The following is a 25,673-nucleotide window of genomic DNA, read 5'->3' as shown; positions in this document are numbered from 1 at the left end:
CGCTGCCGTCCTGCTCGTCGTGCTCGCCGTCCGGCGCGGACGCCGGAACACGGACGGCTGAGCCCATATGGCAGAGAAGAAGGCCTACCCGCTGCGCATCAGCGCCGAGGTGCTCGCCGCGGCCCAGAAGTGGGCCGACGACGACCTGCGTTCGCTCAACGCGCAGATCGAGTACCTGCTGCGCGACGCGCTGCGCAAGGCCGGCCGCCTGCCCAGACCCCCGATCCCCGATCCACAGGAAGACGACGCATGAGCACCGACCGCCGCTGGAGCTATCTCACCGTGGAAGTGAAGCCCAGCCTGCTGGGCGCCCTGAAGACCGAGCTGGTCCAGGAGGAACTCACCAGGCAGGGCAACCAGGGCTGGGAGCTGGTCAACCTGATCGTGCCGGCGCCGGCGCAGCCGGTGGTGCTGGTCTTCAAGCGTCCGCAATGAACGCCGCCCCCGCACCGGCCGCGCCGCGCGGCGTGGACGATCTCAAGCTCGCCGCGGTCTGGGGCGTGCTCGCCGCGCTGGCGGTGGTGGCGCTGATGCCTTATCTGGCGCAGACCATGCCCGAGCGCTTCGCCAGGCTGCCGGTGCCGCTGGGGCTGGTCATGGTGCTGCAGGCGCTGCAGACCGTGGTCCTCATCGGCGCGATGGCCTGGCTGGGCCTGCGCATGGGTCACCGCGTCGGCCTGGGCAGCCCGGTGCTGCGCGCCTGGCTGGTCGATCGCACCCCGCTGGACTGGACGCGGCTGCGCCCGGCCACCAGCGCCCTGCTGGGCCTGGGCGCGGGCCTGGCGATCGTGGCGCTCTCGCCGCTGTCCGATCGCTGGCTGCCGCCGATGACGCATCCCCCGGCGCACGTCGGCGCGCAGGCCTCGGCCATCAACGGCGCGCTGGCGTCGTTCTATGGCGGGATCGCCGAAGAACTGCAGCTGCGCCTGTTCCTGATGACCCTGCTGGTCTGGGGCGTGGCGCGCCTGCGTCGCGCCGTGCCCGGTGCCGGCGTGTACTGGGCGGCGATCCTCGTCGCGGCGCTGCTGTTCGGCGCCGGCCACCTGCCGACGGCCGCCCAGGTCTGGGGTCTCACGCCCGGCGTGGTGGCGCGCACCCTGCTGCTCAACGGCGTGGGTGGGATCGTGTTCGGCTGGCTGTACTGGCGGCGCGGACTGGAGATGGCGATGCTCGGCCACTTCTGCGCCGACCTGGTCCTGCACGTGGCCATGCCGCTCATCGGCCTGGTGCGGCCATGACATCGCACGCACGATCGCATGCGGCGGGCGCGGCGCCGGCCCTCACGCCGCCGCCCGGCAGCGCGCGGCTCTGGCTGTTCGTGCTGGTGGTCGGCCTGCCGCTGCTGCTTTGCACCGCCGCGCTGGCGATCGCGCCTCTGACGGGTCGGGCGACCCCGCAGCCGGCCGGCGGCGTCCTCGGCGCCATCGCCCTCCAACTGGCGTCGGTGGCGATGTTGACCGTGCCGCTGTGGGCCGCGCTGGACTGGGCGCTGCGCCGGCAGGCGCTGCGCATCGACCACGGCGAACTGGACGTGCGCAGCACCTTCTTCCGCAGCCGCGTGGCCCTGGCGCAGCTGCAGCTGGCGCAGGCGCGCGTGATCGACCTGGACGAGCGCCTCGAACTGCACCCGCAGCTCAAGACCCGCGGCTATTCCCTGCCCGGCCTGCGCAGCGGCTGGTACCGGCTGCGCAACAAGCGCAAGGCCTTCGTCGCCACCGCCGACAGCCGCCACGTGCTGTGGCTGCCCACCGCGGCCGGCCACGCGCTGCTGCTGGACGTACGCGATCCGCACGGGCTGCTGGCGCTGCTGCACGAGCGCTGCGGGCACGCACGCTAGAGTGGCGCGCATGTCTGCTCACCCCCTGCCCCAAACCGGCCTGCTGCTCAACACCGCCGAGGTGGAACTGTGGCCGGCGCCGCTGCTGCGCGCGCGCGCCAACGCCGATGCGCGCGTGCTGGCCCGCGCCTCGCGCGTCCTGCGGCGCAAGGACGACGGCCGCTACCTGGCCGCCGTGATACCCGAGGGGCTGGTCGGCCTGCTGCCCGGCTGGAGCCGCACGCCGGGCATCGACGAGGCGCTGGACCGCCTGGAGGCCATCGAACAGGCGCGCCCCCTGCCCGGCGCCGGCGAGGCGGACCTGCCGCTCACCGGCCTGCGCAGACGCCTGGACCGCCTGGGCCTGGACGCCGACGACTACGCCGCGCGCACCGGCCTGGCGCTGATCGCCGAGCCGGCCACGCTCTGGCTGGCCGGGCGCGATCGCTATGACCGTCCGCTCTGGCTGACCCGCGCGGCCGGCCGTGCGTGGCGCGCCATGCAGGCCGCGGCATGGGAGGACCAGGTGCGGCTGGACGCGATCTCCGGCTATCGCAGCCACGCTTACCAACTGGGCATCTTCGAGCGCAAGCGCGCGCGCGGGCAGACGGTCGAGCAGATCCTCACCGTCAACGCCGCGCCCGGCTACAGCGAACACCACGCCGGCACCGCGCTGGACATCGGCACGCCGGGTGAGGCGCCGGCCGAGGAATCCTTCGAACGCACGCCCGCCTTCGCCTGGCTGGGCGCGCATGCCGGCCGCTTCGGCTTCGCCATGAGCTATCCGCGCGACAACCCGCACGGCATCGTCTACGAGCCCTGGCACTGGCGGCACCAGGGCTGAGGGCCGGCACCCGGCGCGGCGCCCTCAGCGCCGCAGCACGTCCACCGCCCAGAGCAGCCAGGCCAGCATCATCGCCACCCCGCCCGCCGGTGCCAGCCCACTGCTGACCCCGGCCAGATGGTGCGCGGCGATGCTGCCGGAAAACAGCAGCGTGCCGACCAGCAGCAGGCGCAGCGCCCACTGGCCCAGCGCGCGCCGGGCGCGCGGCGCCAGGGCCGCCAGCGCGATGCCATGGCCGAAACCGTAAAGGCAGGCGCTCTGCAGCGCGGCCTGCGCCTTGGCGTCGGCCACGCCGTGGGCGGCGTAGGCGGCCAGGCCGATGGACAGCGCACACAGCACCGCACCGATGGCCGCCAGCGGTGAGGGAACGGGCGAACGAAGCAGGATCATGCGACACCCCTGTGCAAGGCGCGGCCACGCCGGCCGCAAATGAAAACGCCGCGCCTTCGGGATGCGAAGGCGCGGCGCGTGGACATCGAAGCGGGCGCCCGTCAGGCGCCGGCGATCAGTACTTGATCGCCCAGTAGATGTCGTAGGTGGAGCTCTCGTCGGTGAACGACTTGTCCACGCCGCTGTTCCAGGTCTCGTACGGACGGTCGGTCATGGCATGGCCGTTGGTCAGCGCCCAGGCACGCAGGCCGTTGCGGGCGGCGTCCAGCTCGGACATGTAGCCGGTGTACTTGGCGGTGGCGGCCTGGTGCGCATCGGTGTGCACGTAGGTCACCGGGGTCCCGGCTGTCTTGACCTGCAGCTGCGCCGCATCGCCCGCCGGCGCCGGCGTCGCCGCGGCGGCATCGTCGGTCTTGGCGTCGTCGGCCTTGGCCGCGCCGCCCTTCTTGCGGACCGGCTGGACCACGTCGAAGGTGTAGGTCTGCGTGGCCAGTTCCGTGGTGACGATGCGGAACGGACCGGCGGGCTCCAGGTCGTTGGCGTCCATCACGCGCTTGATCCACTCCTGGTTGGCCAGGATCGACTTCTTGATCGCGTCGTTGCTGCGCTCGATGCTGCCGGCGTTGACCACCAGCAGGTTCTCGGCGGGGACCTCGGTGATCTTCAGGTCGGTCAGCTTGGTCCCTTCGACGCGATAGTCGAAGTTGGGGATGGTCGCCAGGTTGGACGAGAGCTTGGCCAGGCCGGCATCGAGCGAGTCGCCGATCTGGCTCTTGATGTACATGCCCAGGAAGCGGCCGTAGAGGTTCCAGCCGTAGTCCACGTCATAGGACTGGCTGATACGCACGTTGCGGTTGTTGCGGCCGGTCGGGGTCAGGTTGATCTCCGAGGACTTGTTGCTGCCCGGGGTCTGGTCGACGATCGCATAGACCACCTTGGCCGGGCCGCCGCCAGCGGGCGGGGCCTGGCTGTCGGTGATTTCCCAACTGCCGCTCTTCCAGGCGCTGGCCACGTCCGAGGTGAACTCGACCTTGGCGCCCTTGCCGACGTTGCCATCGGCACCGCCGGAATACTTCAGGTGGGCCGGGTCACCCGGCAGCATCAGGCTCCAATCCTTGAGGCGCCGCACGTTGTTCACCGTGTCGTACACGATGGTCATCTTGCGGTTGCTTTCCACGCTTCCTTCGAGGTGCCGATGGGACGGCAGGACCACGCCGATGACCAGGAACAGCGCCAATACCAGCGCCAGGGCGATCAAGAACTCGAGCAAACGGGTCATTCAGCGGTCTCCGGGGCCGGTGAGAGGCCATGGGGGGTTAAGGAACAAGTCAGTCCTGAATCGTAGCAGGCTTGGATCGAGACGGTCAGCCGAAAAATGCACCGGAATCATTGCCTTCTGCCGCGAGAACGAAGTCTTAACAGACCAAGGGCATACCAGCTGGAGTGTGAGCGCTGTCGAAGGGCGCCTGTGCGGTGTGGTGGCGCGGTCGGAGACTGGCCCTGTGGGAGCAACTGTCTCCTCAAATCTCGCAGCGGCCTGCCTGTAGAGCGGAGCTCGCTCCGCTGCTCTTCGTTCGGTTCGTGGGGGAGGCCCCAGCGGAGCAAGCTCCGCTGCTCTACAGGTGGGCGCCATGGCGGCGAAGGGCTTTACCGGGGAAGCCTCATCGCCGCATGGCGGCTCCCACGGGGGCTTGGTGCGGGCTCATGCTCTTTTGCAGACCTGCCAACTCAAGGCGAAGGCCGGAGCTGAATGGGCGCGCCTGCGTTCCCCGAAGCTGGACAGAACGGCTAACAAGAAAGCCGTCGTTCGCGCGAAAGCGGGAATCTATGGACCCTCACGCGGTAGAGCCCCGAAGTCCCTGGATTCCCGCGTTCGCGGGAATGACGGTGGCGGGGGATGTCGGCGGCGTGTGGGGAAAGGCCCGTTGGCCCCTCTGCCTCAGACCAGCTGCAGCTCGAAGGCCTTCAGCACCGCCCGGGTGCGGTCGCGCACCCCCAGCTTGGACAGGATGTTGGAGACGTGGTTCTTGATCGTGCCCTCGGCCACGCCCAGCGAATTGGCGATCTCCTTGTTGGAGAAGCCCGAGGCCATCAGGCGCAGGATCTCGGTCTCGCGGTCGGTCAGCGGGTCCGGGCGGTCGAGGCTGACGAACTCGTTGCGCATGTGCTCCAGGCCCGAGAGCAGGCGCTGGGTCACCGCCGGCTGCACCAGCGAGCCGCCTTCGGCCACGGTGCGGATGGCGCCGACCAGCTGTTCCAGCGAGACGTCCTTGAGCAGATAGCCCTTGGCGCCGGCCTTGAGCCCGGCCAGCACCAGCTGGTCGTCATCGAAGGTGGTCAGGATGATCGAGGGCGGCAGCTGGCCGGCGCGGGCCAGCGCCTGCAGCGCCTCCAGCCCGGACATCACCGGCATGCGCATGTCCATCAGGACCACGTCGGGGCGGACCTGCGGGATCAGCTCGACGGCCTGGCGGCCGTCGGCGGCCTCGCCGACGACCTCGATGCCGTCGTCCAGGGCCAGCAGCGAACGGATGCCCTGGCGGACCAGGTTCTGGTCGTCGACCAGGCAGACGCGGATCATGGAAGTTCTCCGGAAGAAATCAGGGGCGCCGAGGCCGGCGTCAGCGGGCCGGACAGCAGCGGATCGTCGCTGGCCGCCGGCAGGCGCAGGGCCAGGCGGAAGCCCGCCCCCGGCGCGGTGTCCAGCTGCAGCTGGCCGCCATACTGACGCAGGCGCTCGCGCATGCCGCGCAGGCCGTTGCCGCCGATCAGCTCGGCCGCGCCGCGGCCGTCGTCGCGCGCGTCCATCACCAGCTCGGCGCCCTCGCGCCGGCAGCGGATCCACAGATTGCGCGCCGCGGCATGGCGCACGGCGTTGGTGATGATCTCCTGGGCGCAGCGGAGCAGCACGTGGGCGCGCTCGGGATCCTCCAGGGTCAACGGCTCGTGCAGGTCCAGGTGGATGTGCAGCGAGGGTACGTGCTCGGCCAGCGGGCGCAGGGTGGCGGCCAGGTCGATCGAGCCGGACTCGCGCAGCTGGCTGACCGCCTCGCGCACGTCGTTGAGCAGCAGCCGCGCCAGGGTATGCGCCTGACGCACATGCTCCTGAGCCCGGCCCTCGGTGATGTGGCTGGCCACTTCCAGGTTGAGGCTGAGCGCGGTGAGGTGGTGGCCGAGCAGGTCGTGCAGCTCGCGCGAGATGCGGGTGCGCTCGTTGACGCGCGCGCTCTCGGTCAGCAGCACGCGGGTGGCGCGCAGCTCGGCATTGAGCCGGCGCTGCTCCTCGCGCGCCTGGGCCTGCTGCCGCGCCACATAGGCGGTGACCAGCACGAAGGCGGCGAAGCCCACATAGAAGGAGGACTGGAACACAGACTCCCAGAAGTTGAAGTCGTCCAGCGCCATGAACGAGGGCACCAGCGGCACGTGGGCGAACATCAGCCACAGCACCGCCCAGCGCAGCTCCAGCATCCACGGCAGCACGCCGGCCACCACCGCCAGCAGCAGCGCGCCCAGGCCGGTGCGGGTATAGAAGCCCACCGCCACGGCCGAGGAGATCATCACCAGCAGCAACAGCACGCTGGACAGGCTGTGATGCTGCGGCGGGCGCTCGTGCAGGGTGCGGGTGGCCAGCCAGTAGCACAGGCCGAAGGCCAGATAGGCCAGCAGCGACATCGGCACGTTCAGGCTGGCGCCCTCGGCCCCGCGCGAGGGCGGCAGGAACCAGGCGTTGAGCACGATGGGAATGCCGACCAGCGCCCAGGTGTAGAGCCCGGCGGCACGCAACAGGCGGGTGTGGGCGATTCGTCCGAGCATGGCGGCATCTTACGGGCGCGCCGCGACCCGCGACCCGGCCTGAAGTCATGCCTGCGCGCATCCGACCTGCCGCAGCGGCCAGCCACCCATGCGATAATCGGCCCGCCCCGGCGGTGTCGGGCGCAGTTTTCCCCCGGAGTTGAAGCCCGATGTCCATCGTCATCCGCGACGTGCGCGAGCGCGAGCTGGATTCCGTCCTGGCCCTGAACAACAACGCTGGTCTGGCGATCCTGCCGCTGGACAGCGCCCGTGTGCACGAGTTCTACGAGCGGGCCGAGTATTTCCGCGTCGCCGAGCGCGATGGCAACCTGGCCGGCTTCCTGGTCGGCTTCGGCGCCGGCCAGGAGCACGACAGCAGCAACTACCGCTGGTTCCAGGAGCGCTATCCGGCCTTCTTCTATATCGACCGCATCGTGGTGGCCAGCCGCCGCCGCGGCGGCGGCGTGGGCCGGGCCTTCTATGCCGATGTGCAGAGCTATGCCGAGCTGCGCTACCCGCAGCTGGCCTGCGAGGTGTTCCTGGACCACGGCGCCGACTCGGCGCTGCTGTTCCATGGCAGCTTCGGCTTCCGCGAGGTCGGCCAGCACGTCATGGCCGGCGTCAAGGTCCGCGCCAGCATGCTGATGAAGGAGCTGTGCAGCTATCCCTGGGTGCTGGAGACCTACGGCGGCAAGCTGCCGCAGACCCCGTGGACGCGCACCCGCGCCTTCACCCCCGCCGGCGCGCAGGGGGCGAGCAACGCGTGAGCAGCCCGTCCCCCACCACACCCAACTACGAGCAGGCCGGCGAACTGAAGATCGGCCAGGTCGGCATCGCCAACCTGCGCGTGCGCACGCTGGACGTGGCCGCGCTGGTGCGCGAGATGCGCGAGCGCGTGGACCGCGCGCCCAAGCTGTTCGGCCGCGCCGCGGTGATCGTGGACTTCGGCGGCCTGATCCAGGCCCCGGACCTGACCACCGCCCGGGCGCTGGTCGACGGCCTGACCGGCGCCGGCGTGCTACCGGTGGCCCTGGCCTACGGCACGGCCGAGATAGAAGCGCTGGCCGAACAGCTCGGCCTGCCGCTGCTGGCCAAGTTCCGCGCCCAGTACGAGCGCAGCGAACCGGTCCAGGCCGCGCCGCCGCCTCCGCCTCCCCCGCCCGCCCCGGAGCCGCCCAAGCCCAAGACCGTCGCCCAGCCCGGCATGGTGCTCAAGACCGCGGTGCGCTCGGGCCAGCAGATCTATGCCGAGCAGCGCGACCTGACCGTGCTGACCTCGGTCGGTGCCGGCGCCGAGGTCATCGCCGACGGCTCGATCCACATCTACGGCCCGCTGCGCGGGCGCGCGCTGGCCGGTGCCCAGGGCAACGAGGACGCGCGCATCTTCTGCAGCGCCTTCCACGCCGAACTGGTCGCCGTGGCCGGCCACTACAAGGTGCTGGACGACGTCCCGCGCGCGCTGCACGGCAAGCCCGTGCAGGTGTGGCTGGAGGACGGACAGCTGAACATCGCCGCGCAGACCTAGCGCGGCACCGATGGCCCCTCGCCGGGCCGTTCCCGCAACATGGCAACGCTCCACCGCATTTCACATTTCCCAGGAGAACACCATTGGCTGAGATCATCGTCGTCACGTCCGGCAAGGGCGGCGTAGGCAAGACCACCACCAGCGCCAGCCTGGCCGTCGGCCTGGCCCGGCGCGGCAAGAAGGTCGCCGTCATCGACTTCGACGTGGGTCTGCGCAACCTGGACCTGATCATGGGCTGCGAGCGCCGCGTGGTGTACGACTTCATCAACGTCACCCAGGGCGAGGCTTCGCTCAAGCAGGCGCTGATCAAGGACAAGCGCTTCGACACGCTGTACGTGCTGGCCGCCTCGCAGACCCGGGACAAGGACGCCCTGACCACCGAAGGCGTGGAGAAGGTGCTCAAGGACCTGGACGCCGACGGCTTCGACTTCGTGGTCTGCGACTCGCCGGCCGGCATCGAGAAGGGCGCCTTCCTGGCGATGTACTTCGCCGACAAGGCGATCGTGGTGGTCAATCCGGAAGTGTCATCGGTGCGCGACTCCGACCGCATCCTGGGCCTGCTGGATTCCAAGACCCGCAAGGCCGAACAGGGCGGCACGCTCAAGCCCAACCTGCTGCTGACGCGCTACAACCCGGCGCGCGTGGAGACAGGCGAAATGCTCTCGATCAAGGACGTGGAAGAGGTCCTGGGCCTGAAGACCATCGGCGTGATCCCCGAGTCGGGCGATGTGCTCAACGCCTCCAACAAGGGCGAGCCGGTGATCCTGGATCTGGAATCCCCGGCCGGCCAGGCCTACGACGATGCGGTGGCGCGCCTGCTGGGCGAAGACCGCCCGATGCGCTTCACCACAACGGAGAAGAAGGGCTTCTTCAGCAAGCTGTTCGGAGGTTGAGCATGGGCATGTTCGATTTCCTCAAGGCCAAGAAGAACACCGCCGAGACGGCCAAGAACCGTCTGCAGATCATCATCGCCCAGGAGCGCACCCAGCGCGGCGGGCCGGACTATCTGCCGCTGCTGCAGCGCGAGCTGCTGGAAGTGATCAAGAAGTACGTCAACATCGACGCCGACGCGGTCAAGGTCGACCTGCTCAAGGAAGGCGATCACGACGTGCTGGACATCTCGGTGGCCCTGCCCGAAGGCAAGGCCTGATCCAACCCGGCGCGGGCCGCCATGCCCGCGCCTTGCGCACAAGCACCGCCCCCATGTCGTCCCCGCACAACGCCCTGCCCGCTTCCGATTCCTCCCCGCCGCCCGGCAGCGAGGCGGCCATGGCCACGGTGCTGCGCGTGGACGAACTGCCGTTCGACACGCTGGCCGCGCTGCTGGCGCGCTTCGACCTGGTGCTGCACCGGGTGCCCGACGGCGTGCCGATCCCGGGCAGCTTCTGGGGCGATCCGGAGGCCGGGGTGATCGCGCACAACGTCTACGTGCGCGGCGACACGCCGGTGCACTCGCTGCTGCACGAGGCCTGCCACCTGATCGTGCTCACGCCCGAGGCGCGCGCGCTGGTGCACACCGATGCCACCGATTCGGACATCGAGGAAGACGCCACCTGCTACCTGCAGGTGGTGCTGGCCGACGAGCTGCCCGGCGTGGGCCGCGCGCGGCTGATGGCCGACATGGACGCGTGGGGCTATTCGTTCCGCATGGGCTCCACCGCCGGCTGGATGCAGCACGACGCCGAGGACGCGCGCCGCTGGCTGGCCCAGCGCGGCCTGCCGCACTGACGGCGCACGGCTTCGACGACCCACTTCTTCGCGTTCGGGGACGCGCATGGACACCACTGCCGCTCCCAGGCCCGGACAGGCCTGGAACCACATGATCGTGATCGGCCGCGGCGCCAACCGCGTGTGCGTGATCGACCGGCGCGACACGCGCCAGTGCCTGAAATTCATGCTGCCGCCGGCGCAGCGCACGCGCGTGGGCCTGCGCCAGCGGCTGGCGCGCTGGCGCGCGCAGCGCAAGCCCGCGCGCGATGAGAACCACGCCGAGCTGCGCGCCTGGCTGCAGCTTTCCGCGCGCATCCCGGCCGAGGATCTGGCGCCGCACCTGGCCACCGTGCTGGGCATGTTCCGCACCGTCTACGGCCAGGCCCTGTGCTGCCAGCGGGTGACCCTGCCCGAAGGCGGCGACGCGCCCAGCCTGTATGCGCTGCTGTTCGAGGCGCCGCGCTATCCGGCCGCGACCCTGTGCGCGGCGGTGAGCGTGTTCGAGCAATGGCTGCTGCGCCATCGCATCCCGCTGTTCGACCTCAACGCCGGCAACCTGCTGGTGCTGCCCGACGGGGATGGCGTGCGCCTGGTCTGCGTGGACGCCAAGTCGGTGGTGGCCGGCAAGGAGATCGTGCCGTTCTCGCGCTGGGTCGGCGCGCTGGGCCGGCGCAAGATCCGCCGCCGCGCCGAGCGCCTGCGCGCGCGCATCCGCGCCGCCCTGCCCGACACCGGCGCGCCCGCGAGCGCGCCATGAGCCGCGCTTGCGGCGCCTGGTCGGCTTCTCTAGCCTGCGGGCTCACCGCCTGAAGCAAAGGAAGCGCGCCGTGCCGCCACGCCACCTCGTGTTCGCCCTGGGCGCCGTGTCCCTGCTGGCCCTGGCCGGCTGCGGTTCGGACCAGCCGCCGGCCGATGGGATCCACGCCGCGCCCGAGGGCGAGACCGCGCAGGCCTTCGTCGCGCGCGTCAACGCCGGCCTGCGCGAGAGCGCGCCGGAGGTGAGCGCGGCGCAGTGGCTGTCCTCGACCTATATCAATCCGGACAGCCAGCGCCTGGCCGCCAAGGCCAACGAGCGCGCGCTGACCCAGCTCAATGCCTGGATCGCGCAGTCTCGGCGCTTCGAAGGCCAGCAGATGGCGCCCTCCGATGCGCGCGCCATCCACCTGCTCAAGCTGATGAGCGCCATGCCCGCACCGCAGGACCCAGCCAAGCTGGCGCGCCTGACCCAGCTGTCGACCGAGCTGGAAGGCATGTACGGCGCCGGCAAGGCCTGCACCGGCGACGGCCCGACGCGCAGCTGCCGCAGCCTGGGCGAGCTGGAACAGGTGCTGGCCCACAGCCGCGACTACGACGCCCAGCTGCAGGCCTGGAGCGGCTGGCACGATGCGGCCACGCCGATGCGGGCGCGCTATGGGCAGTTCGTCGACCTGATCAACGAAGGGGCGCGCGATATCGGCTTCGCCGATGCCGGCGAGCAGTGGCGCAGCGGCTACGACATGGCCCCGGGCGAGATCGCCGCGCAGACCGATCGCCTGTGGAACCAGGTCAAGCCGCTCTACCAGCAGCTGCACTGCTACGCGCGCACCCGGCTGGAGGCGCGCTACGGCATGCGCGGCCAGGTCGACGGCGGCCTGCTGCCTGCGCATCTGATGGGCAATATGTGGCAGCAGGACTGGAGCAACCTGTGGGACCTGCTGCAGCCCTATCCCGAGGCCGACGCGCTGGACATCACCGGCGCGCTGCAGGCGCGCAACGACGCCCAGTACGAGCGCACGCTGACCGACGCTGGCCTGGACACCACCGACCCGTTCGAATCCGCGCGCGACGCGGCCTATGGCGCGCAGCTGCGCGCCCTGGGCCATGCGCCCGACGCTAACGAACGCGAGCGCCTGAGCCGCAGCGCCTACGACGCGGCCATCGCGCGCCTGGGCGACCTGCGCCGCGACGCGGACCTGGCCGGCGCCAAGGACATGGCCCGGCGCGCGCAGGACTTCTACACCTCGCTGGGCATGCCGCCGCTGCCGGAGAGCTACTGGACCCGCGCGCAATTCATCAAGCCGCGCGACCGCGAGGTGGTCTGCCACGCCAGCGCCTGGGACATGGACATGGCCGGCGACGTGCGCACCAAGATGTGCATCCGGCCCGACGAGGACAGCTTCACCACGCTCTACCACGAGCTGGGGCACCTGTATTACGACCTGGCCTACCACCAGCAGCCGCCGGTGTTCCAGGCCGGCGCCAACGACGGCTTCCACGAGGCCATCGGCGACACTATCGTGCTGGCGATGACGCCCCGCTACCTGGCCTCGATCGGCCTGGTGCGCGAGGCGACGCAGGACGAACCGGCGCTGGTCAACGCGCAGATGCGCATGGCGCTGAGCAAGGTGGCCTTCCTGCCGTTCGGGCTGATGATCGACCGCTGGCGCTGGGGCGTGTTCGACGGCTCGATCAAGCCGGACCACTACAACCGCGCCTGGTGGCAGCTCAAGGCGCAGTACCAGGGCGTGGCCCCGGCCACGCCGCGCGGCGAGGAGTACTTCGACGCCGGCGCCAAGTATCACGTGCCGGCCAACACGCCGTACACGCGCTACTTCATGGCGGCGATCCTGCAGTTCCAGTTCTACAAGGCGCTGTGCGATGCCGCCGGCCATACCGGGCCGCTCAACCAGTGCAGCTTCTACGGCAACAAGGTCGCCGGGCAGAAGTTCTGGGCGATGCTGAGCCAGGGCGCCAGCCAGCCCTGGCCGCAGACGCTCAAGGCGCTGACCGGCAGCGAGACGATGGACGCCGGCCCGATGCTGGAATACTTCCAGCCCCTGCAGGCCTGGCTCAATCAGCAGAACGAGGGGCGCAGCTGCGGCTGGCAGGTGCCGGCGGCCACTGCGGCCGACACCGCGGGCTGAAGCCGCTAGAAGCCGGCCTCGTCGGCCAGCAGCGCCCAGCGCTCGTGGTCCCGCCAGATGCCGTCGATACGCAGATAGCGCGGCGAGAAGCCTTCCAGGCGGAAGCCGGCGCCGCGGGCCAACGCGATCGAGGCGGCGTTGCCGGGCTGGATGTTGGCCTCGAGGCGATGCAGGCCGACCTCGCCGAACAGATGCGCGGTCACCTGCGGCAGCGCCTCGCGCATCAGGCCGCGCCCGGCGCAGGGCACGCAGGCGTAGTAGCCCAGGTAGGCGCTGAGCAGGTTTCCGCGGCTGATCTGGCTGGCGTTGAACACCCCGACGACGGCGCCGCTGTCGCGTTCGCGCGCGATCAGGCTCACGTAGTCATCGGCCAGGGTGCGGGCGAACCAGGCCTCGAATCCGGCCTGGTCCAGGCAGGGCGACACCCAGGGACGATGCAGGGCCACGCTGGCGCGGTGCGCGGCGATCAGCGCGGTCGCATCGGTGCGCAGCAGCGGCCGCACGCCGACGCGCGAGGCGGAAACGGCCATGCGGCTCAGTGGGTCTCCGGCTCGCCCTGCAGGCCGGCCACCAGCCGCTGGCGGAACTGGTCGAAGCTCAGGCCCTGCCCAGCGGCCTCGGCATGGGCGGCATGCTTGAGATCGTCCGAGTAGACCAGGCGCACGTTGGTGCCGGCGCGGTCGTGCAGTTCGGCCGCGCGCAGGATCAGCGCCAGCACATGCGCGGCACTGTCCGATTCGCCGGCAATGCGCCCGTCCATGCCCAGCACCCACTGCCCGTCGCGGCGCACGATCCCGGCCAGCAGCTGCTTGTCGTCGTCGCGCAGCTCGGCATGCGGTTCGATCGGCGAGGCCGCGCCAAGGCCGGCGGCGGCCTGGTTGCGGGCCCGCTGCTCGCGGCGCTTGCGCGCATCGCGCCGCTGCTTGGAGGTGATCGACATGGCATCGGCCCGGGACGATAAGGGGCCGATAGGGTACCGCGGCGGGGTCTGGCCCGGGTCTGTCGACCGGCCCCGGGACGCCATGGGAAGTGCCCGAACCGTCGTTCCGGCGAAGGCGGGAACCCGGAACTTCGAGGGTTAGGCGTCGTGTCTCGATGACGACAGGGTTCGCCCCAAGAAACGGCAGGGCCCGCTCGTAAGAACGAGCCCGTTCCGCTCCCTCCCTTAAGCCGCCTTGGCCGGCGCCAGCGCCTCGGCGGCCAGCCGATACGAATGCTTGCGCGCCCCGTGGTCGTAGATGTTGGCCACGATGATCAGCTCGTCCGGGCGATGGCGATCGATGAAGGCCTTCAGCCCCTTGCGCACGGTCGCCGGCGCGCCGACCACGCTGCAGGCCAGCGCGCGCTCGACCCCGGCCTTCTCGTGCGGCTGCCAGTAGGCCTCGATATCGTCGATCGGCGGCGGGATCTTGCCCGGCCGGCCGCGGCGCAGGTTGACGAAGGCCTGTTGGGCGGTAGTGAACAGCCGGCGCGCCTCCTCGTCGGTGTCGGCGGCGATCACGTTGAGGCCGAGGGCGGCATAAGGCTGCTGCAGATGGCGCGAGGGCCGGAAGTCGCGGTGATACACCGCCAGCGCCTGGTCCATCGCATCGGGCGCGAAGTGCGAGGCGAAGGCGAACGGCAGCCCCAGCTGCGCGGCCAGGGTGGCACTGAACAGGCTCGAGCCCAGCAGCCAGACCGGCACGTCCAGGCCGGCGCCGGGCACGGCCTGCACCAGCTGTCCGGGCTCGGCCGGGGCGAAGTAGCGCAGCAGCTCGGTCACATCGGCCGGGAACTGGTCGGCGCTGTCGAAGTAGCGGCGCAGCGCGCGGGCGGTGGGCTGGTCGGTGCCCGGCGCGCGGCCCAGCCCCAGGTCGATGCGTCCGGGATACAGCGAGGCCAGCGTGCCGAACTGTTCGGCCACCTGCAGCGGCGCGTGGTTGGGCAGCATCACCCCGCCCGAGCCGACCCGGATGGTCGAGGTGCCGCCGGCGACATAGCCGATCAGCACCGCGGTGGCGGCGCTGGCGATGCCGGGCATGTTGTGGTGCTCGGCCAGCCAGTAGCGGGTATAGCCCAGGCCTTCGGCGTGGCGGGCCAGATCCAGCACGTTGGCGAAGGCCTGGCTCGGCGTGCTGCCCTCGCACACCGGGGCCAGGTCCAGGACCGAATAGGGAATGATCGGGGAAGAGGTACTCATGCCCTTGGAGATGGGGCCAGGGCGCCCGGCTTCCAGCCCTGCCGGTGCGATGCTGTATTCAGCTCAGCAGGTCGTACGGCCCGCCCTGGGCCAGCGCGCGCTGGTAGGCAGGCCGGGCGTGGATGCGCTGGATGAAGCCCGCCAGCAGCGGATGGCCCTCGAAGCCATAGCGCGCCTGCGCGGCCTCCAGCGGGAAGCTCATCTGCACGTCGGCGGCGCTGAAATCCTCGCCGGCGAACCAGGCGTGGCGGCCCAGCTCCTGCTCCAGATAGTCCAGATGCAGCTTGATCTGCGGGCGGGCGAAGCCGGCCATCGCCTTGTCGGCGATGCCGCGGGCGATGGGCTTGGCGAAGAACGGCATCGGCGCGGTGCGGATCCGGCTCAGCACCAGGGTGATCAGCAGCGGCTGCATCAGCGAGCCTTCCGCATAGTGCAGCCAGTAGCGATAGCGCAGGTGGGCATCGGTGCCCGGGGTCGGCGCGAAGGCGCGGGCCACGTCGTAGCGCTCGACCAGGTATTCGATGATTGCCCCGGATTCGGCCAGCAGCCGGCCTTCGTCCTCGATCAGCGGCGACTTGCCCAGCGGGTGGATCCTGCGCAGTTCCGGCGGCGCCAGCATCGTGCGCGGATCGCGCTGATAGCGGACCACGGTGTAGTCCAGGCCCAGTTCCTCCAGCAGCCACAGCACGCGCTGGGAGCGGGAATTGTTGAGGTGATGGACGGTGATCATGAACGGGAGGCTTCCAGGGCGGGCGATCGGTCAGGATAGCCTCGGACCCCGCTGCATCGCGTCGTCGTCAATTTGAGTATCGTGTCACCCTGGAATCAGGGGGCTGGTCACGGATGGGTTGGTTCAACGGTCGGGTCGATGACCTGGCTCCGGAGCAGCGCAGCGCGCTCATCGAGCAGCAGCAGCGTGAATCCGGGCGCTATGTCGAAGTGCTTTTCGTGGCGACGCCGCTGGTGTTCGTCATCAGCGGCATGCGCGACCTGCTGACCGGCCAACCCGACGCCTGGCGGCTGATGGCCGTGCGCGGCGCCACCGCGGTGGCGGTCCTGATCATCGGCTGGGTCGTGCGGATGCGCGGGCTGCGCTCGGACACGGCCGGCAGCCTGGCGGTGCTGGGCGTGCTGATCGCCAGCGGCGCGCTGGCCTACAGCGTCACCCTCGACCCGCACGGCCTGGGCCTGGCCCATGTGGTCCTGCTGCTGATGGCCATGCACGCCCTGCCGCTGAGCCTGCGCCTGCGCGATGCGATCGGCATGGGCGCGGCCCTGCTGCTGCCGTCGCTGGCGATGCTGGTGCTGGTGCATGCCTCGCTGGCGAGCTGGCTCCCCGACCTGGCCCTGCTCGTGCTGGGCATCGGCGCGGGGCTGATGCTGCGCCGGCGGCGCCTGGACATCGCCCTGGAGCTGTTCGAACTGCGCAGCAAGCTGGAGCTGCGCGTGGACATGGACATGCTGACCGGCCTGCTCAATCGCGAGGGCTGGTTCCGCGCCGCGCGGGTGGTGTTCACCCTGACCCGCGATGCGCGCCGGCCGATGACCCTGGCCTATCTGGATCTGGATCACTTCAAGCGCATCAACGACGAGCTGGGCCACGACGCCGGCGACCGCGCGCTGGCGCTGGTGGCCGACGCGATGCGCCGCTACGCGCGCCGCCAGGACATCGTCGGGCGCCTGGGCGGCGAGGAGTTCGTCCTGCTGATGCCGGGCCTGCCCGAGATGCAGGCCGTGCGCCAGATCCAGGACCTGTGCGAGGCGGTGCGGCGGATCGAGTTCGGCCGCAGCATCACCTTCAGCGCCGGCCTCAGCCAGGTGCGCACCACCGACCGCCTGGAGGACACCATGCGCCGCGCCGACCACGCCCTGCTGCAGGCCAAGCGCGACGGCCGCGACCGGGTGCTGCGCGCGCCGGCCAACTAGGCCTAGCCGGCCGCGACCGGGCGCAGATCCGGCGTCAGCGCCAAGCGGTCGTCGAACACGAAGCAGGCACCGTCGTAATGACGCCCGCCGACCTGCTCGAAGTAACCCAGGATGCCGCCCTCCAGCTGCAGCACGTTGGCCATGCCGGTGTCGTGCATCCACAGCGCGGCCTTCTCGCAGCGCACCCCGCCCGTGCAGAAGCTCACCACCGTCGCGTCGGCCAGCGCTGCGCGGTGCGGCGCCAGCGCCTCGGGCAGCTGGGTGAAGTCGGTGATCGGCAGGGTCAGCGCGCCGGCGAAGGTGCCGTGGCCGACCTCCTCTTCGTTGCGGGTATCGAGCAGCCGCACCGGCTTGCCCGCGTCGTCGTGCCCCTGGTCCAGCCAGCGCGCCAGCGTCTGCGGCGTCACCGCCGGGGCGCGGTCGCGGCCCAGCGGTTCGCTGCCGGGATGACGGAAGGTGATGATCTCCGGCTTGACCTTGGCCTTGAGCCGGGCGAAGGGCAGCGCCTGGCTCCAGCTCTCCTTGATGACGATGTCCGCCAGGCCCGGCTCGGCGCGCAGCGCCTGGACGAAGTCGCGCACCGCCGGCGCCTGCCCCGCCAGGAACACGTTCAGCCCTTCCGGCGCGACCAGCAGCGTGCCGCGCAGGTCGGCGGCCCGCGCGCGCGCCAGCAGCACATCGGCCAGGGCCTGCGGGTCGTCGATGGCGACGAAGTGATAGGCGGCGATGTTGAGGATCATGCCGGCCATTTTACGGGGGCTCAGCGCAGCAGCCACCACGGCAGCGCCAGGGTCAGCGCCAGGATCGCGACGATCGCCAGCAGCATCCCGGCCACGTACAGCGGCCGCGCGCGCAGCTGGCGGGCGAAGGTGTCGGCGGTGCCGTCCTGCTGCGCCTGCTGGCGAGCCGCCCGGGCCCGTTCGCCACGCTCGGCCTGGTACTCGGCCATCAAGGCCTTGGCGCGCGGCAGGTCCGCATCGTCCTTCAGCCAGATGCCGCCATGGCTGATGCCCCAGCTGCTGGGCGTGGTCTCGTAGAAGGCGATGCCCGCGCGCGTGAGCCATGCGCGCACCTCGCCGGCTTCGTCGTCGGGCACGTTGCGCAGGTTGAGCAGGAGCTTGGCCATGCGCACAGGATAGCGGGCTGCTACCTTGGCGCGCCTTGTCACCTCTACAGGAGCGCAAGATGCGCCGATGGATTCCTCTGGCCCTGACCCTGACCCTGACCCTGGCCCTGACCCTGACCCTGGCCCTGACCCTGGCGCTGGCCGCCTGCGCGCCGCCGCGCCAGCCGATCGAACTGCACGGCGGCGTGGATACGCTGCAGGTGCATGAGATCAGCGTCGGCCAGGGCGCACTGGCCAAGCCGGGCGACAACGTCAGCGTGCACTACACCGGCTGGATCTACGACGACACCAAGCCGGACAAGCACGGGCCGAAGTTCGACAGTTCCATCGATCGCGGCACGCCCTTCACCTTCCCGCTCGGCGGCGGCCAGGTCATCAAGGGCTGGGACCAGGGCGTGGCGGGGATGAAGGTCGGCGGCAAGCGCACGCTGATGATTCCTGCCGCGCTGGGCTATGGCGACGAGGGCGCCGGCGGCGTCATCCCGCCGGGCGCCTCGCTGGTGTTCGACGTGGAGCTGCTGGACGTCAAGGCGCCGTAGGCATCTAGCGCTCGGTGGGAGCCGCCATGGCGGCGCTGGAGCTTTCCCGGTAAAGCCTCATCGCCGCCATGGCGACTCCCACATGAAAAGCCTCGTAAGCGCGTGCTTTTCGTGGCGGCCGCCCCTGCGGCCTTATCGGCCTATGGCGGATCCCACCTGTAGAGCGGAGCTTGCTCCGCTGTGGCTTCCCGACGATCCGTCCGAAAGGCAGCGGAGCAAGCTCCGCTCTACACAGAGGCTGCGACTCGATCTGAGGCCCTGTTGCTCCCACGTAAGGCCTATTGCGCCTTCGTCGCCTTCACCGGCTTCAGCGCCAGATCCTGGAAGTCGAAGCTGAAGTCGGTCAGCGGCGAGATCGGCTCCATGCCGGCGCTGGTGATCTGGCCGTCGGCATCCAGCTGGAAGGTGAGGAAGGCATCGGCGTTGAGCCAGCGCTCGCGCCAGCGCACCACGAAGGTGTCGTGCTGCCAGTGGCTGAGCTCGCCGACCAGCTGCGGCGTCTTGGTGAAGCGGATCACCAGCTTGCCGTTCTCCTGCGCGATCACGATGTCGCCATACCAGGCATCGCGATAGGTCTGCGCGTAGCGGGCCAGCGGCAGCGAGGGCTTGGAGCTGGCGTCGCGCGCGGCCTGGTGCTTGGCCCAGCTTTCGTCGGCATCGCCGTGCGACTTGGCCACGGCCTTGGCGTAGGCGGCGTTCCAGTCGGTCTTCGGCGCGTCCAGGTAGGCGTCCAGCGCGCGCAGGGTGACCGCGTTGAAGGCGGCGCCGACCTCCTGGTTGGTCAGCACGATCACGCCCAGCTTCTCCTGCGGGACCAGGGTGATGCGCGAGACCATGCCCGGCCAGCCGCCGGTGTGCCAGACCAGCTTGCGGCCGCGATAGTCCGAGAGCATCCAGCCCTCGCCATAGCCGAAGTAGTTGGGCTTGACCGCGGCCAGCTCCGGCACCGAGGGCTCGGACACCGGGATGGGCGTGAGCATGGTCCACATGTCGGCCTGGCGCTTGGCGCTGAACAGGCGCTTGGCGTTTTCGCCCTCCCCGGAGATCACCCCGCCGTTGAGCTGGGCGATCACCCACTTGGACAGGTCGTGCACGCTGGAATAGATCCCGCCGGCGCCGCCGACATTGGACCAGGTCATGCGCGGCGCGGGCACCAGCCGGGTGAAATCCTCCTTGGAATGCCCGGTGGCCACATCGTCGCCGGGCTTGAGGTCGTCGCTGTTGTAGACCGTGTCGTCCATGCCCAGCGGCTTGAAGAAGCGCTGCTGCAGGAACTGCTTGTACGGCATGCCCGAGGCCTGCTCGATCACCAGCTGGGCCACGCCGAACAGGATGTTGTCGTAAGCGTACTGGTAGCGGAACCCGCCCTTGATCGGCACGTCCTTGAGCCGCTGCGCGACCTCCTGGTTGGTGTAGGTGGTCGTCGGCCAGTACAGCAGGTCGCCGGCGCCCAGCGACAGGCCGCTGCGATGGGCCAGCAGGTCGCGGATGCGCAGCTCGTGGGTGACCATGGGATCGGACATGCGGAACCACGGCAGGTGGTCGATGACGCGATCGTCCAGGCTCAGCTTGCCCTCGTCGGCGAGCATGGCGATGGAGGCGGAGGTGAAGGCCTTGGTGTTGGAGGCGATCGCGAACAGCGTCCTGGCGTCCACCTTCTCCGGCCTGCCCAGCTCGCGCAGGCCGTAACCGCGCTCGAGCACCACCTGACCGTCCTTGACGATGGCCACCGCGATGCCGGGCACATCGAAGGTTTCGCGCGTCTTGTCGACATAGGCGTCGAAGTCCACCAGCTGCGCCGGCGGCGGCTCGACGGACAGCGCCTGCCCGGAAGAGGCGGCGCCCAGCAGGCCAGCAGTCAACAGCGCCCCCGCAAGGGTCAGCATCACGCGCATCGAAGTTCCCCGGTTGGAAAGAGACAGCCTCGCACGATAGCCGCCGCGCGCGACGACGTGGCCTGCCATCGGTCATGCGCGCGGCCCTTCATAATGGCGCGATGTCCCAAGCTCGCTCCCCCGCTCCCACCCTGGCCGTGATCGGCGGCGGCCCGGCCGGCCTGATGGCGGCCCAGACCGCGCGGGAGGCAGGCCTGGAAGTGGCGGTCTACGAGGCCAAGGGCTCGGTCGGGCGCAAGTTCCTGATCGCCGGCAAGGGCGGCATGAACCTCACCCATTCCGAGCCACGTCCGCAGTTCGACGCCCGCTACTTCGAACGCGCCGCGCAGGTCGGTGCCTGGCTGGACGACTTCGATGCCGATGCGCTGCGCGCCTGGGCGCGCGGACTGGGCGTGGAGACCTTCGTCGGCAGTTCCGGGCGGGTGTTCCCCAGCGACATGAAGGCCGCGCCGCTGCTGCGCGCCTGGGTGCGCCGGCTCAAGGACCAGGGCGTGCGCTTCCACGTCCAGCATCGCTGGACCGGCTGGGAGGCGGACGGCGCGCTGCGCTTCGACACGCCGCAGGGTCCGCTGCGGGTGGCGGCCGATGCGACGGTGCTGGCCCTGGGTGGGGCGAGCTGGCCGCAGCTGGGCTCGGACGGCGCCTGGCAGCCGTGGCTGGCCGCGCGCGGCGTGGACGTGGTGCCGCTCAAACCCGCCAACTGCGGCTTCGACATCGCCTTCAGCGCGCACATGCGCCAGCACGCCGGCGCGCCGCTCAAGCCGGTGGTGGCGCACTGGCGCGACGCGGACGGTGCGGCGCACGCGCTACAGGGCGAATGCGTGCTCACCGAGACCGGCATCGAAGGCAGCCTGATCTACGCCATCGCCCCGGCCCTGCGCGAGGCGATCGCGCGCGAGGGCCAGGCCACGCTCGAACTCGACCTGGCGCCGGGCCGCGACCTGACGCGCCTGACCGCCGAGCTGTCGCGGCCGCGCAAGGGCCGCTCGGTGGGCGAACACCTGCGCCGCACCGTGGGCATCGAGCGCGCCAAGGCCGCGCTGGTGTTCGAGACCGTCGCCGCTGCCGCCCGGCAGGACGCCATCGCGCTGGCCCAGGCGATCCACCGCCTGCCGCTGATGCTGCTGCGCCCGCGCCCGGTGGCCGAGGTCATCAGCAGCGCCGGTGGCGTGCGTCTGGAGGCGCTGGACGCGCAGGCGATGCTGCAGGCGGTGCCGGGCACGTTCTGCGCCGGCGAGATGCTGGACTGGGAAGCCCCGACCGGTGGCTATCTGCTCACCGCGTGTTTCGCCTCGGGCCACCGCGCCGGCATGGGCGCGGCAGCCTGGGCGAAAGGTCGTCGCGTCGGGGACTGACGACCGCATTGGTCGTCCGCGAGGGCCGGAAGGAAGTCTTGCTTCAACCCCGGCGGTCGCGGAACGTGGGCGCATGATGCGCAGCCAAGTGTTTAAGTCCGGTGACGCGGACCGGTCGTGAACATGACAGATCGCGTGTGCGGTGCAGCAAAGCCTGCAGTGGCGCGGGCTGCGCCGATGAACGTTCGCAGATGACGATGTTGATGTGGTTCGGCGCGGCCAACCAAAGCGCGCCGCGGACTGATCCAACCCCCTCCCGGCCTCCCCCTGCTGCGCAAGGGGAGGGGCGGAGCGCGGGGCGCCAAGCGTCGTGGCGAGGCCTGACTCAGCGCGTCGCGCGCCGCAGGTTCGCGCGCGCGGCCGCGTCCAGGCGCGCGTGGAAGAAATCGCTGAGATAAATGCGCTCGCGCTGCAGCAGGTCCTTGAGGAACTGCTTGCGCTTGCGGCGGAAGATGAAGCCCGGCACCACGCCCGCGTATTCGCTGGCGATGCCGCGGTCGTAGGCGTCGAAGACCTCCGGCGCCGCGCCCAGGATCGCCATGTCGCAGTCCAGGAACAGCGCCGCCTCGGCATCCACATCGCCGGGCGAGAGGCCGCCATGGCGCGCGGTGAGTTCGATCAGCTCGACCACGCGGGCCGCGTCCACGCCCGGCTGCGGCCACTGTTCGAGATGGGCCTGCGCCAGCTGCGCCGAACGCGCCTCGTTGTCGCCGCGCCCGGCCACGTAGATCGCGTCGTGGTACAGCGCGGCCCACTGCACCTCGCGCGGCTGGCGCCAGCCCGGCCCCTGCGCGACCGCGTCGACCTGGCGCAGCACCTCCTGCACGTGGTCGATGGCGTGATAGGCGCGCGGCGGCGTGGCATAGGCCTGTTCGAGCGCCTGGCGCTGCGCCGGCGGCAGCTGCGCGAGGATCGGGTGCATGACGGACTCCTGTGTGGCGGCAGCCTACACCGCCGGTGTGCGGTGGTTGCGCGCATGAGCAGCCTGGCCTGGAACGTCTAAACACCATCGTTCCCGCGAAAGCGGGAACCTAGTGCCTTGGCTTGTCCGCGTGAAAGTCGCTGGGTTCCCGCCTTCGCGGGAACGACGGTACAAGTTTTTTCCGCGCAGGCTGCCGCGCTGCCCACTGCCCTCTTACCGCCCGATTCTGTCTTCCCGCTGCCTGTTGCCTAATCGACCCTAGGGCATCCACTCCGTAGCTCAGCCCGGCGCCTGCTCCTGACCGGTCGCCGGCGGCGCCGCATCGACGATCCGCACATCCTGCGGCGTGACCAGCGCGATCTGCGCATCGGCCAAGGCCTGGAGCAGCTCGAAGAACAGGTCGCTGCGCGTGCCATAGGTCGCGCGCGGGCTGGACACGTAGGCGAAGCTGTTGATGGCGATCATGCCGCCGGCGATCGAGTCGATGAACACCGACGGCGCCGGCTCGGCCAGCACGTTCTCGTGCGCGGCGTACAGGTCCAGCAGCAGCGTGCGCACCGCGCCCACATCGGTGCCCAGCGGCACCGAGAACTGCAGCTGCACGCGGCCCAGCGGACCGGCCATGGTCATGTTGCGGATGGTCTTGGTGATCAGGTCCGAGTTGGGCACGATCAGCGTGGAGCGGTCGGACACCTGGATCTCGGTGGAGCGCACGTTGATGCGGCGCACGTCGCCCTCGGCATCGCCGATGCGCACCCAGTCGCCGATCTTCACCGGACGCTCGGCCATCAGGATCAGCCCGGAGATGAAGTTCTGGGTGATCGCCTGCAGGCCGAAGCCGATGCCCACCGACAGCGCGCTGGCCACGATCGCCAGCTTGGTCATGTCCAGGCCCAGGGTCACCAGCACGCACAGCGCGACCACGGTGATGCCCAGGTAGCGCATCACCGCGGCCACCGAGGCGCGCGTGCTCAGCTCCAGCTCGGTGCTCGGCAGGTAGGTGCGCACCAGCCAGCGGTGCGCGGCCTTGACCAGGGCCAGGCCGATCAGCGCCACCAGCACCGCGCGCAGCACATCCCACGGCTGCAGCGGCAGGCCGCTGGCTGTCCACGCCTTGCGCGCCTGCACGATCCAGTCGGTGATGCTGGTGAAATTGGCGCCGTAAGGCACCAGCAGCGCGCCGATCACCATCAGCACCAGCCACAGTCGCGCCACCGCCGCGGTCAGCACGGCGGCCTGCTCCATGTGGCTGGAGCGCAGCCCCAGGCCGACGCTGGCGGCCTTGCCGAAGCGGCTGTCGGGCTTGAACAGCCACTGCGACAGGTCGTCGGCGAACATCATCAGCAGCCCGCCGGCGCCGCAGACCACCACCGCCCAGATGATCTGCTGGGTCGCGGCGCGGGCGAAGTTGACGTAGCCCAGCAGCGCGCCGACCAGGGCCGCGGCGACCACCAGCTGCGCCAGCAGCGAGATCAGCACCACCACGCCGGAACGGCGCTGCGGCACGGCAGGCGCGGCGGCCTCGCCGCTTTCGGCCGCGGCCTCGACCGGCCCGCGGTGGATGCGCAGCAGGCTCACCAGCATGGCGATCACCAGCGCCACGAACACCAGCGCGATCACCCCGTCCACGCCCACCCCAGTCACCGGGTTGGTGCGCGCCACGCGGTTGAGCGCGGTCAGCATGCCGCTCAGCCACACCGCCACCGAGGTCAGCCAGGCATAGCGGCCCAGCTTGACCGCCGTGTCGTCGTCGAACGGCAGCAGGCGCCAGGACGGCTGGCGCGGCAGCAGCAGCGCCGCGCTGGTGGCGCCGACGAAGGCGGAGAAGAAGGTCACCCGGACCACCGCGTCGGCCAGGCCGTCCAGGTCCTCGGGGATGGCCTGGATCGCGCGCAGCGTATCGATCAGCACCCAGGCCGCGATCGTCGGCAGCGCCGTGCCCAGCACCAGCGTCCAGACCGCCAGCGCCGAGCGCCGCAGGCGCCCGCCCGGCGTGCGTTGGATCACATAGCGCTGGCCGACCCAGCGCAGCGCCAGTGCACCGGGCAGCAGGATCAGCAGCGCGATCGCGATGCCGGTGGCCAGCGGCGCGGTGCCATGGGTGGCCACGCCCTGCTGGAGCGCCTGCGTGAGGTCCTGGCCGACCGCGCGCAGGCGCTGCAGGTCGTCGGGCCAGGCCTGGGCCATCTGCCGCCACAGGGTCGGCGAGAGCGGCGAGGCGACGCGGGCGAACAGCTGCTCGCCGAGCTGGCGCGCGCGGGCCTTCTCGATGGCATCGCCCAGCTGCTGGGCCTCGACCGAGAGCAGCTTGGCGCGCTTGATCGCGCCGTCCAGGCGGTCGTGGCTGGCCTGCAGCTGCTTGCGCTCGGCGGCGATGTCGCTGGCCTCGCGCGTGCCCGGGGCCAGGTCGCCCAGCTGCTTGAGGCGCTCGTCGATCTCGTCCAGCTGCGGCTGCAGGGCCAGGGCCTGGGCATCGGCCTGGCGCTGGGCGTCGGCCACCTGCAGGCCCAGCGCGTGCAGGTTCTCGGGGACCTGCTCGTCCTTGGACTGGTCCTGCAGCGTGCTCAGCGCATCGTCGATCTGCTGCAGGGCCTCATCGACGCTGGGCGCCGGCGCGGCCGGCCCCTGCGCCAGCGCCTGACCGGCGGCCAGGACCAGCAGCGCACTCAGCAGCCACAGCCGCCGGGCGGCACACGAAACGGAATGGAAGGACACGATCACGACACGGACAACGCGTGGACGCCACGCACC

28 protein-coding genes are annotated in these 25,673 nt (G+C 70.6%); 15 read left to right on the top strand and 13 right to left on the bottom strand.

The features are described from left to right. Positions 1-67 precede the first annotated feature (67 nt). From EAT51_RS10115 to EAT51_RS10095, 5 genes are read left to right on the top strand one after another with little or no spacing between them, the layout of a single operon-like run. The gene (locus EAT51_RS10115) at positions 68-253 is read left to right on the top strand and encodes a type II toxin-antitoxin system antitoxin (RefSeq protein ID WP_130517524.1); all 186 of its coding nucleotides are present in this window, start codon (positions 68-70) and stop codon (positions 251-253) included. Continuing rightward, entirely contained in the window at positions 250-435 is a 186-nt protein-coding gene (locus tag EAT51_RS10110) for a DUF4177 domain-containing protein (RefSeq protein ID WP_130517522.1), read from the top strand. Before EAT51_RS10115 ends, EAT51_RS10110 begins: the two co-directional genes overlap by 4 nt. Then, positions 432-1,238 carry a CPBP family intramembrane glutamic endopeptidase gene (locus tag EAT51_RS10105; protein WP_130517520.1) on the top strand — a complete coding sequence of 269 codons (807 nt, stop codon included), beginning with the start codon at positions 432-434 and terminating at the stop codon, positions 1,236-1,238. Before EAT51_RS10110 ends, EAT51_RS10105 begins: the two co-directional genes overlap by 4 nt. Further along, positions 1,235-1,837, top strand: coding sequence for a hypothetical protein (locus tag EAT51_RS10100; protein ID WP_130517518.1), 603 nt, complete (start codon positions 1,235-1,237; stop codon positions 1,835-1,837). Before EAT51_RS10105 ends, EAT51_RS10100 begins: the two co-directional genes overlap by 4 nt. 10 nt (positions 1,838-1,847) lie before the next feature. Further along, positions 1,848-2,660 (top strand): M15 family metallopeptidase, encoded by an 813-nt coding sequence (locus EAT51_RS10095; protein ID WP_130517516.1) that lies wholly within the window; start codon positions 1,848-1,850, stop codon positions 2,658-2,660. A 24-nt stretch (positions 2,661-2,684) separates the two neighbouring features. Here EAT51_RS10095 and EAT51_RS10090 read toward each other — a convergent pair whose 3' ends face one another. From EAT51_RS10090 to EAT51_RS10075, 4 genes are all read right to left on the bottom strand, one after another. Beyond that, complete coding sequence (locus EAT51_RS10090) at positions 2,685-3,050, bottom strand: DUF423 domain-containing protein (protein WP_130517514.1); 366 nt, start codon at positions 3,048-3,050, stop codon at positions 2,685-2,687. A gap of 115 nt (positions 3,051-3,165) precedes the next feature. Further along, the gene (locus tag EAT51_RS10085) at positions 3,166-4,329 is read right to left on the bottom strand and encodes a polyketide cyclase (RefSeq protein WP_130517512.1); all 1,164 of its coding nucleotides are present in this window, start codon (positions 4,327-4,329) and stop codon (positions 3,166-3,168) included. A 660-nt stretch (positions 4,330-4,989) separates the two neighbouring features. Next, positions 4,990-5,631: a response regulator gene (locus EAT51_RS10080; protein ID WP_130517510.1), complete on the bottom strand. Its 642-nt coding sequence runs from the start codon at positions 5,629-5,631 to the stop codon at positions 4,990-4,992. After that, positions 5,628-6,863 carry a sensor histidine kinase gene (locus EAT51_RS10075; RefSeq protein WP_130517508.1) on the bottom strand — a complete coding sequence of 412 codons (1,236 nt, stop codon included), beginning with the start codon at positions 6,861-6,863 and terminating at the stop codon, positions 5,628-5,630. The genes EAT51_RS10080 and EAT51_RS10075 overlap by 4 nt, the downstream gene beginning before the upstream one ends. Before the next feature lie 149 nt (positions 6,864-7,012). Between EAT51_RS10075 and EAT51_RS10070 the strand changes: the two genes are divergently transcribed. The 7 genes from EAT51_RS10070 (at position 7,013) to EAT51_RS10040 (ending at position 12,980) form a co-directional block, all read left to right on the top strand. Continuing rightward, positions 7,013-7,609 carry a GNAT family N-acetyltransferase gene (locus EAT51_RS10070; protein WP_130517506.1) on the top strand — a complete coding sequence of 199 codons (597 nt, stop codon included), beginning with the start codon at positions 7,013-7,015 and terminating at the stop codon, positions 7,607-7,609. Further along, the gene (gene minC, locus EAT51_RS10065) at positions 7,606-8,367 is read left to right on the top strand and encodes a septum site-determining protein MinC (protein WP_130517504.1); all 762 of its coding nucleotides are present in this window, start codon (positions 7,606-7,608) and stop codon (positions 8,365-8,367) included. Before EAT51_RS10070 ends, minC begins: the two co-directional genes overlap by 4 nt. Positions 8,368-8,450: 83 nt before the next feature. Continuing rightward, positions 8,451-9,260 carry a septum site-determining protein MinD gene (gene minD, locus EAT51_RS10060; RefSeq protein WP_130517502.1) on the top strand — a complete coding sequence of 270 codons (810 nt, stop codon included), beginning with the start codon at positions 8,451-8,453 and terminating at the stop codon, positions 9,258-9,260. A 2-nt stretch (positions 9,261-9,262) separates the two neighbouring features. Further along, entirely contained in the window at positions 9,263-9,517 is a 255-nt protein-coding gene (gene minE / locus EAT51_RS10055; protein WP_130517500.1) for a cell division topological specificity factor MinE, read from the top strand. A 53-nt stretch (positions 9,518-9,570) separates the two neighbouring features. After that, the gene (locus EAT51_RS10050; protein WP_130517498.1) at positions 9,571-10,095 is read left to right on the top strand and encodes a hypothetical protein; all 525 of its coding nucleotides are present in this window, start codon (positions 9,571-9,573) and stop codon (positions 10,093-10,095) included. A gap of 46 nt (positions 10,096-10,141) precedes the next feature. Further along, a complete protein-coding gene (locus EAT51_RS10045; protein ID WP_130517496.1) occupies positions 10,142-10,834 on the top strand; it encodes a YrbL family protein in 693 nt (230 codons plus the stop codon). A 70-nt stretch (positions 10,835-10,904) separates the two neighbouring features. Continuing rightward, positions 10,905-12,980 carry a M2 family metallopeptidase gene (locus EAT51_RS10040; protein ID WP_130554022.1) on the top strand — a complete coding sequence of 692 codons (2,076 nt, stop codon included), beginning with the start codon at positions 10,905-10,907 and terminating at the stop codon, positions 12,978-12,980. Between the two features lie 5 nt (positions 12,981-12,985). On the opposite strand, the gene EAT51_RS10035 is transcribed toward EAT51_RS10040, so the two are convergent. The 4 genes from EAT51_RS10035 to EAT51_RS10020 form a co-directional block, all read right to left on the bottom strand. Next, positions 12,986-13,510, bottom strand: a complete 525-nt coding sequence (locus tag EAT51_RS10035) for a GNAT family N-acetyltransferase (protein ID WP_130554021.1) — start codon at positions 13,508-13,510, stop codon at positions 12,986-12,988. Positions 13,511-13,515: 5 nt separating this feature from the next. Continuing rightward, the gene (locus tag EAT51_RS10030; RefSeq protein WP_130554020.1) at positions 13,516-13,920 is read right to left on the bottom strand and encodes a hypothetical protein; all 405 of its coding nucleotides are present in this window, start codon (positions 13,918-13,920) and stop codon (positions 13,516-13,518) included. A 225-nt stretch (positions 13,921-14,145) separates the two neighbouring features. Beyond that, positions 14,146-15,141 carry an LLM class flavin-dependent oxidoreductase gene (locus tag EAT51_RS10025; protein WP_130554025.1) on the bottom strand — a complete coding sequence of 332 codons (996 nt, stop codon included), beginning with the start codon at positions 15,139-15,141 and terminating at the stop codon, positions 14,146-14,148. Positions 15,142-15,217: 76 nt separating this feature from the next. After that, positions 15,218-15,889, bottom strand: a complete 672-nt coding sequence (locus tag EAT51_RS10020) for a glutathione S-transferase (protein WP_130554019.1) — start codon at positions 15,887-15,889, stop codon at positions 15,218-15,220. Between the two features lie 113 nt (positions 15,890-16,002). On the opposite strand from EAT51_RS10020, the gene EAT51_RS10015 reads away from it, so the two are divergent. Continuing rightward, a complete protein-coding gene (locus EAT51_RS10015; protein ID WP_130554018.1) occupies positions 16,003-17,085 on the top strand; it encodes a GGDEF domain-containing protein in 1,083 nt (360 codons plus the stop codon). A 2-nt stretch (positions 17,086-17,087) separates the two neighbouring features. On the opposite strand, the gene EAT51_RS10010 is transcribed toward EAT51_RS10015, so the two are convergent. Both EAT51_RS10010 and EAT51_RS10005 read right to left on the bottom strand, forming a co-directional pair. Then, positions 17,088-17,825 carry a sulfurtransferase gene (locus EAT51_RS10010; RefSeq protein WP_130554017.1) on the bottom strand — a complete coding sequence of 246 codons (738 nt, stop codon included), beginning with the start codon at positions 17,823-17,825 and terminating at the stop codon, positions 17,088-17,090. 20 nt (positions 17,826-17,845) lie between these two features. Next, positions 17,846-18,211 carry a DUF6164 family protein gene (locus tag EAT51_RS10005; protein ID WP_130554016.1) on the bottom strand — a complete coding sequence of 122 codons (366 nt, stop codon included), beginning with the start codon at positions 18,209-18,211 and terminating at the stop codon, positions 17,846-17,848. 101 nt (positions 18,212-18,312) lie between these two features. On the opposite strand from EAT51_RS10005, the gene EAT51_RS10000 reads away from it, so the two are divergent. Then, positions 18,313-18,750, top strand: a complete 438-nt coding sequence (locus EAT51_RS10000; RefSeq protein WP_130554024.1) for an FKBP-type peptidyl-prolyl cis-trans isomerase — start codon at positions 18,313-18,315, stop codon at positions 18,748-18,750. Between the two features lie 278 nt (positions 18,751-19,028). On the opposite strand, the gene EAT51_RS09995 is transcribed toward EAT51_RS10000, so the two are convergent. Continuing rightward, positions 19,029-20,636: a serine hydrolase gene (locus EAT51_RS09995; protein ID WP_130554015.1), complete on the bottom strand. Its 1,608-nt coding sequence runs from the start codon at positions 20,634-20,636 to the stop codon at positions 19,029-19,031. Positions 20,637-20,746: 110 nt separating this feature from the next. On the opposite strand from EAT51_RS09995, the gene EAT51_RS09990 reads away from it, so the two are divergent. Continuing rightward, positions 20,747-22,000, top strand: a complete 1,254-nt coding sequence (locus tag EAT51_RS09990) for a TIGR03862 family flavoprotein (RefSeq protein WP_130517476.1) — start codon at positions 20,747-20,749, stop codon at positions 21,998-22,000. Between the two features lie 325 nt (positions 22,001-22,325). Here EAT51_RS09990 and EAT51_RS09985 read toward each other — a convergent pair whose 3' ends face one another. Both EAT51_RS09985 and EAT51_RS09980 read right to left on the bottom strand, forming a co-directional pair. Beyond that, positions 22,326-22,922 (bottom strand): HD domain-containing protein, encoded by a 597-nt coding sequence (locus EAT51_RS09985; RefSeq protein ID WP_130517474.1) that lies wholly within the window; start codon positions 22,920-22,922, stop codon positions 22,326-22,328. Between the two features lie 279 nt (positions 22,923-23,201). Beyond that, positions 23,202-25,637 (bottom strand): DUF3772 domain-containing protein, encoded by a 2,436-nt coding sequence (locus EAT51_RS09980; protein WP_228257878.1) that lies wholly within the window; start codon positions 25,635-25,637, stop codon positions 23,202-23,204. Positions 25,638-25,673 lie beyond the last annotated feature (36 nt).

This window comes from Pseudoxanthomonas winnipegensis, from assembly GCF_004283755.1.
Lineage (GTDB): Bacteria > Pseudomonadota > Gammaproteobacteria > Xanthomonadales > Xanthomonadaceae > Pseudoxanthomonas_A > Pseudoxanthomonas_A winnipegensis.
Note: the sequence above shows the minus strand (reverse complement) of the source record. Positions and strands in the feature narration are given on the sequence as shown.

Coding starts and splice junctions, on each gene's coding strand:
- EAT51_RS10035 (WP_130554021.1), bottom strand. CDS start 13,510: ATGGCCGTTTCCGCCTCGCGCGTCGGCGTGCGGCCGCTGCTGCGCACC.
- EAT51_RS10110 (WP_130517522.1), top strand. CDS start 250: ATGAGCACCGACCGCCGCTGGAGCTATCTCACCGTGGAAGTGAAGCCC.
- EAT51_RS10095 (WP_130517516.1), top strand. CDS start 1,848: ATGTCTGCTCACCCCCTGCCCCAAACCGGCCTGCTGCTCAACACCGCC.
- EAT51_RS10020 (WP_130554019.1), bottom strand. CDS start 15,889: ATGATCACCGTCCATCACCTCAACAATTCCCGCTCCCAGCGCGTGCTG.
- EAT51_RS10090 (WP_130517514.1), bottom strand. CDS start 3,050: ATGATCCTGCTTCGTTCGCCCGTTCCCTCACCGCTGGCGGCCATCGGT.
- EAT51_RS10115 (WP_130517524.1), top strand. CDS start 68: ATGGCAGAGAAGAAGGCCTACCCGCTGCGCATCAGCGCCGAGGTGCTC.
- EAT51_RS10030 (WP_130554020.1), bottom strand. CDS start 13,920: ATGTCGATCACCTCCAAGCAGCGGCGCGATGCGCGCAAGCGCCGCGAG.
- EAT51_RS10085 (WP_130517512.1), bottom strand. CDS start 4,329: ATGACCCGTTTGCTCGAGTTCTTGATCGCCCTGGCGCTGGTATTGGCG.
- EAT51_RS10005 (WP_130554016.1), bottom strand. CDS start 18,211: ATGGCCAAGCTCCTGCTCAACCTGCGCAACGTGCCCGACGACGAAGCC.
- EAT51_RS09985 (WP_130517474.1), bottom strand. CDS start 22,922: ATGCACCCGATCCTCGCGCAGCTGCCGCCGGCGCAGCGCCAGGCGCTC.
- EAT51_RS09995 (WP_130554015.1), bottom strand. CDS start 20,636: ATGCTGACCCTTGCGGGGGCGCTGTTGACTGCTGGCCTGCTGGGCGCC.
- EAT51_RS10100 (WP_130517518.1), top strand. CDS start 1,235: ATGACATCGCACGCACGATCGCATGCGGCGGGCGCGGCGCCGGCCCTC.
- EAT51_RS10075 (WP_130517508.1), bottom strand. CDS start 6,863: ATGCTCGGACGAATCGCCCACACCCGCCTGTTGCGTGCCGCCGGGCTC.
- EAT51_RS10080 (WP_130517510.1), bottom strand. CDS start 5,631: ATGATCCGCGTCTGCCTGGTCGACGACCAGAACCTGGTCCGCCAGGGC.
- EAT51_RS10015 (WP_130554018.1), top strand. CDS start 16,003: ATGGGTTGGTTCAACGGTCGGGTCGATGACCTGGCTCCGGAGCAGCGC.
- EAT51_RS10070 (WP_130517506.1), top strand. CDS start 7,013: ATGTCCATCGTCATCCGCGACGTGCGCGAGCGCGAGCTGGATTCCGTC.
- EAT51_RS10010 (WP_130554017.1), bottom strand. CDS start 17,825: ATGATCCTCAACATCGCCGCCTATCACTTCGTCGCCATCGACGACCCG.
- EAT51_RS10050 (WP_130517498.1), top strand. CDS start 9,571: ATGTCGTCCCCGCACAACGCCCTGCCCGCTTCCGATTCCTCCCCGCCG.
- EAT51_RS10045 (WP_130517496.1), top strand. CDS start 10,142: ATGGACACCACTGCCGCTCCCAGGCCCGGACAGGCCTGGAACCACATG.
- EAT51_RS09990 (WP_130517476.1), top strand. CDS start 20,747: ATGTCCCAAGCTCGCTCCCCCGCTCCCACCCTGGCCGTGATCGGCGGC.
- EAT51_RS10105 (WP_130517520.1), top strand. CDS start 432: ATGAACGCCGCCCCCGCACCGGCCGCGCCGCGCGGCGTGGACGATCTC.
- minE (WP_130517500.1), top strand. CDS start 9,263: ATGGGCATGTTCGATTTCCTCAAGGCCAAGAAGAACACCGCCGAGACG.